Raw genomic sequence first — 5,713 nt, 5'->3', positions numbered from 1 at the left:
GGAGCGGTCGCACGAAACGAAGCCTTACGGGCGTCGAAGTATCTCGGTCGGGCGCTCTGGCGAAACTGGAGCGGTTATCACCGCCGAAGCCGCGTCGAAACGAAGATGCACTGTGTGAAACTGCTGGGGCAGCGCCTCATGGCCCGGGACTTCGACCGTCAGGTCGCTGAACTCCAGATCCGCATAGCCGTCCTGAATGGCTACACCGCGCTCGGCATACCTGTCACTGAGGTCGTGCGATAAGTCTGTCCGGGGATAGGGGAACCTCGACCGTCAGCCGAATTGCGCAACAGAGTCCCTCGCGCATCGAGCCGCTGCCGATTCGATACCTTACCTCTTCCACCTCGTCCGGGGTCAATTCGATGATCATGGCATCTCCATCACAGGGTCGCCACCTGACCTGCCACTGGTCTTTCACCCAGCCGCGACCGGAGCCGATAGCTGATTTGATGCCTTTCGGCGCGGGTTGTTCAATCGCCCGGCACGCGAAACCCCCATCGCGTGCAGCGGGTCGGGCGATTGCGGTGGTCAGATGCGGGGCAAAGCCTGCAGGGGTCTGGTAACCGAGGGCGAGTGGGGCCGCGCGGTGTTGTACAACACCCGCCACCCGCATTAGGCGCTTGCCATGCGGACGCCTGCCGGAGCATTCAGATTAGCGGCTTAGACTGAGCAGATTCAGCCGGGTCATTACATTGTCGCCGTCAACAAGAAATACTTACATAAGTATAATTATCCAACTTCAATCTGTAAGCGCAAAGTAGAACTGTCGCACCTGAGCAAAGTTAGAATGTTGCCCTGTCCTTCTGGCATGAGGAGTCGGCGGCATGGGATGGGTGCTGATGAGCGAACGCGAAGTTCACCGGGTTGAAGTGTTGTCCGGCGTGGTGGCTGGTCGAATGTCGTCAGCTGAGGCTGCGTCAGTCTTGTGCTTGAGTGACCGACAGGTTCAGCGCCTGCTGAAGACGTTCCGCGACGATGGCGCGGTCGCCTTGCGGCACAAGGCGCGCGGCAGGCCGTCGAACAATCGCAAGCTTGAAGGCTTGCGCGATCTGACCCTGGCGCTGGTGCGTGAGCGCTATGCTGATTTCGGCCCGACCTTGGCGGCCGAGAAGCTGGCCGAGCGCGATGGCGTGAAGATCTCGCGCGAAACCCTGCGCAAGTGGATGGTCGAGGACGGGCTCTGGCTCTCGCGCAACCAGCGGCGGGTGTTTCACCGCCCGCGGCTGCGGCGGGAATGCTATGGCGAGCTGATCCAGATCGACGGCTCGGACCATCGCTGGTTCGAGGATCGCGACGCGCCTTGCACGCTGATCGTGGCGGTGGACGATGCGACGGGCGCAATCCAGGAGATGCGCTTCGTGCCCTCGGAAAGCACCTTTGCCTATTTCGAGATGCTGGCCGGTTATCTGCGCAGTCATGGCAAGCCGGTCGCCTTCTATTCTGACAAGCATTCGGTGTTCCGGGTGGCAAAGTCCGAGGCGAAGACCGGCCACGGCGCCACGCAGTTCGGACGGGCGCTTCTTGAACTCAACATCGAGATTCTCTGCGCAAATTCCAGCCAGGCGAAGGGTCGGGTCGAACGGAAGAACCGCACCCTGCAGGATCGTCTGGTCAAGGAGATGCGGCTCGACGGCGTGACCGGCAGGACGGCAGGCAATGACTGGCTGCCGGGCTACATCCTGCGCCACAATCAGCAGTTTGCCCGCACCCCTGCCCGCCCCGACAACCTGCACCGCGCCGTGACCGAAAGCCCGGACCGCTTGAACGACATCCTGTGCTGGCGGGATGAGCGCTATGTCGGCCAGCAGCTGACGTTTTCCTATGATCGCAAGCGCATCATGCTGGACGAGACCGAGGTGTCACGCGGCTTGGTGGGCAAGTATGTCGACACCTACGCCTGGCCGGACGGGCGGTTCGAGGTGCGCTGGAAAGGATTTTCCCTGCCCTACCAGGTCTTCATCCGACGCACCCTATCCACAGCCCAGGGGGGGCACTTCGCGCGTTCACGCGGTTGCAGCTTGCCGGTCAGTTTAACCTTTCCGGGTCGCTTATAGGTGTTGTTGAGCGATCAAGGGCAGAGCCGTGAGACGCGGCCTGGTGCTGATGGCTGTGGTTGCGTTACAGTTTGCCACGCCGGTAATTGCCGGTCATGTCGCCGGGCGGGCCAGCGTGATCGACGGCGACACAATCGAGATCCGTTTCCAGAGGATAAGGATTTCTGGCGTCGATGCCCCTGAAGCCGGGCAGGTCTGCTACAGCCCTTCCGGCCGACAATGGCGCTGCGGCCAGAGAGCTGCCCTCATGCTTGCGGATCATCTTGGAGCTGGACCAGTATCGTGCAGGACCGAGGGCCAAGATCGGTATGGGCGCTGGCTGGCAAGATGCACAGCACACGGCCGAGACCTGGGCGAATGGCTCGTGCGCAACGGGTGGGCGGTTCCGTATTTCGACCGCAACCACGCATATGCCGAAGCACAACGCGCCGCCATGGCGAGCAAATCGGGACTCTGGGCAGGCCAGTTTATATTGCCTAAAGACTGGCGGAAATTGCAGCGTAACTAAGACACAAATGCGCTTGTTTGCGCCATAGAATGTATATACATGAAATGTCGTAACAGGAGGCACGTTTCAATGACAACGCCTATTTTACCCATAAGAATGCCGATCCCGTTGAGACGGGGCTTGGAGCGTGAGGCGGAACGTAGCGGAAGATCGCTCACTGAAATAATCATCGAAGCTGTTCAGAAATCCGGTATTGAGCCGGTCATTCATGAAGACGAGATCGCGCCTAAAGCTGTCCGGGTTCCGCCTGCATTCTATGACTTCCAAGCGCAACATGGTGGCGCGCCGGCGCCGCAGGCGAGGACCAGCAAGCACATCAGCCTGCGTCTAGACGATCCGGCGCTGCCATCCTTTGTCGAGGCGGCACGCCGGTGCGTTGCGGACGAAAGCCACAGCCTTGGGTTACGAAAGTCCGCGCGAGCTACAATCAATATGATCGAACGGGCCGATCAGGAAAGATAACCTGACAATGCGTAGATGGAAAAAATTCAAGCTGATGATGCGCCGGGCGAAAAAATACGAGCCGTTCGAAGAATTGAACGAAGTTACGCCACTCCTACTTTTTGCACGCGCGAGGCTCGAAAAAATCGGTTCCCCTGCTGCGCTTCGGTGGAGCGAGGAAATCGCCACCATCGAAGACCAGATTTTTTCTAAATTGCAGGAATGGAAAGACGATCCTGCCGCTGTCGATCCAAGGGTGTCCGCTCAATCTGATGAAGTCACCCAAGCCAAACCCCTTATCAACCTCGCAAATCAGTTTGCAGAAATGAAAATTGCAGCGGAGCTTTTGCTAAAAAGCAAGGGCATCAAAATCGAGTAGGCAACTGCGGGAGGGGCGTGCCAGACGTGCCTGTCGGCGGGAAGCTGACGCACGCACGACACAACAGCGCCCTTGACCCTGACCACGTGCGGCCCATAGCTGGACCTACTTGTCTTCTAGCGACGACAAGCAAACTGCCGCGCCCTAGGGCGCGGCCCTTTTCATTCGGCTATCTAGCCCCCGCGGATCAAAGCAGGAAGTCGTTTCCAGTGAGGCTGGTGACGCCGCGAAGGAGCACTTCGAAATCCGCCCCCGTGTTGCCGTTGATATCCGCACGCACGACGATCCCGTCTGCTGTGGCCGCATACCAGACGGCATTGGCCCTGGCCGTGGTTCCACTGAAGAGGAAGCCCTGAGCTCCCGCAACTGCTGCGTTCGCGTCGATGTCGGCGAGGTCAAGGCGGTCGATCCCCGAGACGAAGTTCTCGATGATATCCCTGGCAGCTCCAACGGCACTGTCGGTGTGGGCGTAGAAGACGAAGGTATCGCGCAACCCGTCGCCAGCACCGCCCCGCATCAGATCGGTTCCCGCTTCTCCTGCGATGAAGTCAGCTCCGCCTCCTCCGGAAATGGTGTCATTTCCGGCGCCCCCGTTCAGGGCGTTGGCGCTGCTGTCACCGACCAGGGCATCGTTCCCGGCCCCCGTAAGGACAACGCCGATGTTGGTCAGCGTATCGCTGCCCTGCCCGCCGGAGGCCGTCCCATTCAAGAGATTCACGGCCACGGCGGCTGCGCCTGTATAGATAACGGTGTTCAGACCCGCGCCACCATTCAAGGTATCGTTCCCAGCGCCACCGATAAGGGTGTCGTCTCCTCCGCCCCCCGACAAGACATTGTTCGAGGCGTTGCCGGTAAGGCGGTTGCCAAGATTGTTTCCAACTCCGTTAATTGCGGTTCCTGTCAGGACCAAGTTTTCAAGGTTGGCTGCAAGGGTATACCCGCCTGCGCTCTGGACCACGTCCACGCCAGCCCCTGCCGCCTCGGTGATGGTATCGAATCCATCGGTGACATAGGTATCATTTCCTGCCCCACCGATCAGCGTGTCAGCGCCAGCGCCTCCATTGAGGACATTGGCGGCGGCATTTCCGGTGATCGAGTTGGCAAGCGCATTGCCGGTGCCGTTGATCGCTGCTGCGCCGGTCAGCACCAGGTTCTCCAGGTTGGCACCGAGGACATGATTTGCCGAACTTTGCACGCGGTCAGTGCCAGCGTTGGCGGCTTCGGTGATCGTGTCGCCCCCATCGGTGACATAGACATCATTTCCTGCCCCGCCAATCAGCGTGTCAGCACCTGCGCCGCCGTTCAGGACGTTGGCTGCCCCATTTCCGGTGATCCGATTGGCGAGTGCGTTGCCTGTCCCATTGATTGCGGCAGTGCCGGTCAGGGTCAGGTTTTCGACATTGGCTGTCAGCGCATAGCTGGCCGAGCTGTTGACCTGATCGGTCCCGGCATTGGCCGCCTCGGTAATCGTGTCGCCGCCGTCGATGGTGTAGGTGTCGTTCCCGCCACCGCCGACCAGCGTGTCGGTTCCGGTGCCCGCGTTCAGGGCGTCGTTCCCTGCCTCACCGACGATCGAGTCATTGCCCGCATTGCCCCACAGGATGTTGTTTCCAGCATTGCCCCGGATCGTGTCGTTGCGTAGGTCGAGCCATAGAGGTTCTCGATGCCGACGAACCGATCCCCCGCAGCCTCCCCGGTGTTCGTGCCGGGCGCGGTCAGATCGACCCGGATACCGGCTGTAGCGGTATCGTATTGTGCCCAGTCCGAAGTGCCTGCACCGCCATCGAGATAGTCCGCACCTGCACCGCCGATCAGGTAATCGTTGTCAATGCCACCATAGAGGCTGTCATTTCCGGCCCCGCCTAAAAGCTGATCGTTTCCGGCTCCGCCGTAGAGGCGGTCGTTTCCGCCAAGGCCAAACAAGGTGTCGTTTCCACCCAAGCCGTCCATCTGGTTGGCGGCAGCGGTACCCGACAGATTGTCGTCCCCGGCGGGGCTCTGTTGCGCAAATCCCTGCAGGGATTCCTCTCGTGAATCCAGTATGGTAGCTGGGCGTCATGATCAGACCCACACCCCCGACCTACCAGACCATGAACTGGCCGGCCTACAATGAAGCGCTCAAGCGCCGGGGCTCGCTGACGATCTGGCTTGACCCTGAGATGACCTGGGATGCCGCGCCGACAGGCCGTCGTGGTCGCCAGCAAACCTACAGTGACGCCGCCATCCAGACGTGCCTTTCAATGAAGGTCTTGTTCGGCATGGCGCTTCGGCAGACGACCGGGTTTGTCGAGAGCCTGCTGAAGCTGATCGGCTTGGACTGGGCAGTGCCCG

General features: G+C 60.4%; 6 protein-coding genes and 4 pseudogenes. 6 read left to right on the top strand and 4 right to left on the bottom strand.

What is annotated here, in order from left to right:
• Positions 1-243 (top strand): annotated as a pseudogene (locus tag BU28_RS24990) (IS5/IS1182 family transposase); the annotation flags it as partial.
• 171 nt (positions 244-414) lie between these two features.
• Here the strand turns inward: BU28_RS24990 and BU28_RS26475 are convergent.
• Positions 415-606 (bottom strand): annotated as a pseudogene (locus tag BU28_RS26475) (IS3 family transposase); the annotation flags it as partial.
• A gap of 218 nt (positions 607-824) precedes the next feature.
• Between BU28_RS26475 and BU28_RS23600 the strand changes: the two are divergent.
• The 4 genes and pseudogenes from BU28_RS23600 to BU28_RS0117365 all read left to right on the top strand — a co-directional run.
• Positions 825-1,958 (top strand): annotated as a pseudogene (locus BU28_RS23600) (ISNCY family transposase); the annotation flags it as partial.
• Between the two features lie 124 nt (positions 1,959-2,082).
• Positions 2,083-2,562, top strand: a complete 480-nt coding sequence (locus BU28_RS24985) for a thermonuclease family protein (RefSeq protein WP_080623427.1) — start codon at positions 2,083-2,085, stop codon at positions 2,560-2,562.
• Positions 2,563-2,631: 69 nt separating this feature from the next.
• On the top strand, positions 2,632-3,024 hold the full coding sequence (locus BU28_RS25680) for a hypothetical protein (protein ID WP_143809844.1): 393 nt from the start codon (positions 2,632-2,634) through the stop codon (positions 3,022-3,024).
• Positions 3,025-3,031: 7 nt separating this feature from the next.
• The gene (locus tag BU28_RS0117365) at positions 3,032-3,382 is read left to right on the top strand and encodes a hypothetical protein (RefSeq protein ID WP_028720564.1); all 351 of its coding nucleotides are present in this window, start codon (positions 3,032-3,034) and stop codon (positions 3,380-3,382) included.
• A 187-nt stretch (positions 3,383-3,569) separates the two neighbouring features.
• Here the strand turns inward: BU28_RS0117365 and BU28_RS23595 are convergent, their stop codons facing one another.
• The 3 genes and pseudogenes from BU28_RS23595 to BU28_RS26675 form a co-directional block, all read right to left on the bottom strand.
• Positions 3,570-4,577 (bottom strand): calcium-binding protein, encoded by a 1,008-nt coding sequence (locus tag BU28_RS23595; RefSeq protein ID WP_143809846.1) that lies wholly within the window; start codon positions 4,575-4,577, stop codon positions 3,570-3,572.
• Positions 4,578-4,625: 48 nt separating this feature from the next.
• Positions 4,626-4,982 (bottom strand): annotated as a pseudogene (locus BU28_RS26855) (calcium-binding protein); the annotation flags it as partial.
• A complete protein-coding gene (locus BU28_RS26675) occupies positions 4,925-5,401 on the bottom strand; it encodes a calcium-binding protein (protein ID WP_269845855.1) in 477 nt (158 codons plus the stop codon). The gene BU28_RS26675 and the pseudogene BU28_RS26855, both read right to left, overlap by 58 nt.
• 38 nt (positions 5,402-5,439) lie before the next feature.
• Here BU28_RS26675 and BU28_RS0117355 point away from each other — a divergent pair.
• Positions 5,440-5,713 (top strand): IS5/IS1182 family transposase (locus tag BU28_RS0117355; protein WP_028720562.1); only part of this gene is annotated, 274 nt, incomplete at its 3' end.

The organism is Paracoccus yeei ATCC BAA-599 (genome assembly GCF_000622145.1).
In the GTDB taxonomy this organism is placed as follows: Bacteria; Pseudomonadota; Alphaproteobacteria; order Rhodobacterales; family Rhodobacteraceae; genus Paracoccus; species Paracoccus yeei.
Note: the sequence above shows the minus strand (reverse complement) of the source record. Positions and strands in the feature narration are given on the sequence as shown.

Bases quoted from the DNA above. Each gene is read 5' to 3' on its own strand.
- BU28_RS25680 (WP_143809844.1), top strand. From the start codon at position 2,632: ATGACAACGCCTATTTTACCCATAAGAATGCCGATCCCGTTGAGACGG.
- BU28_RS0117365 (WP_028720564.1), top strand. From the start codon at position 3,032: ATGCGTAGATGGAAAAAATTCAAGCTGATGATGCGCCGGGCGAAAAAA.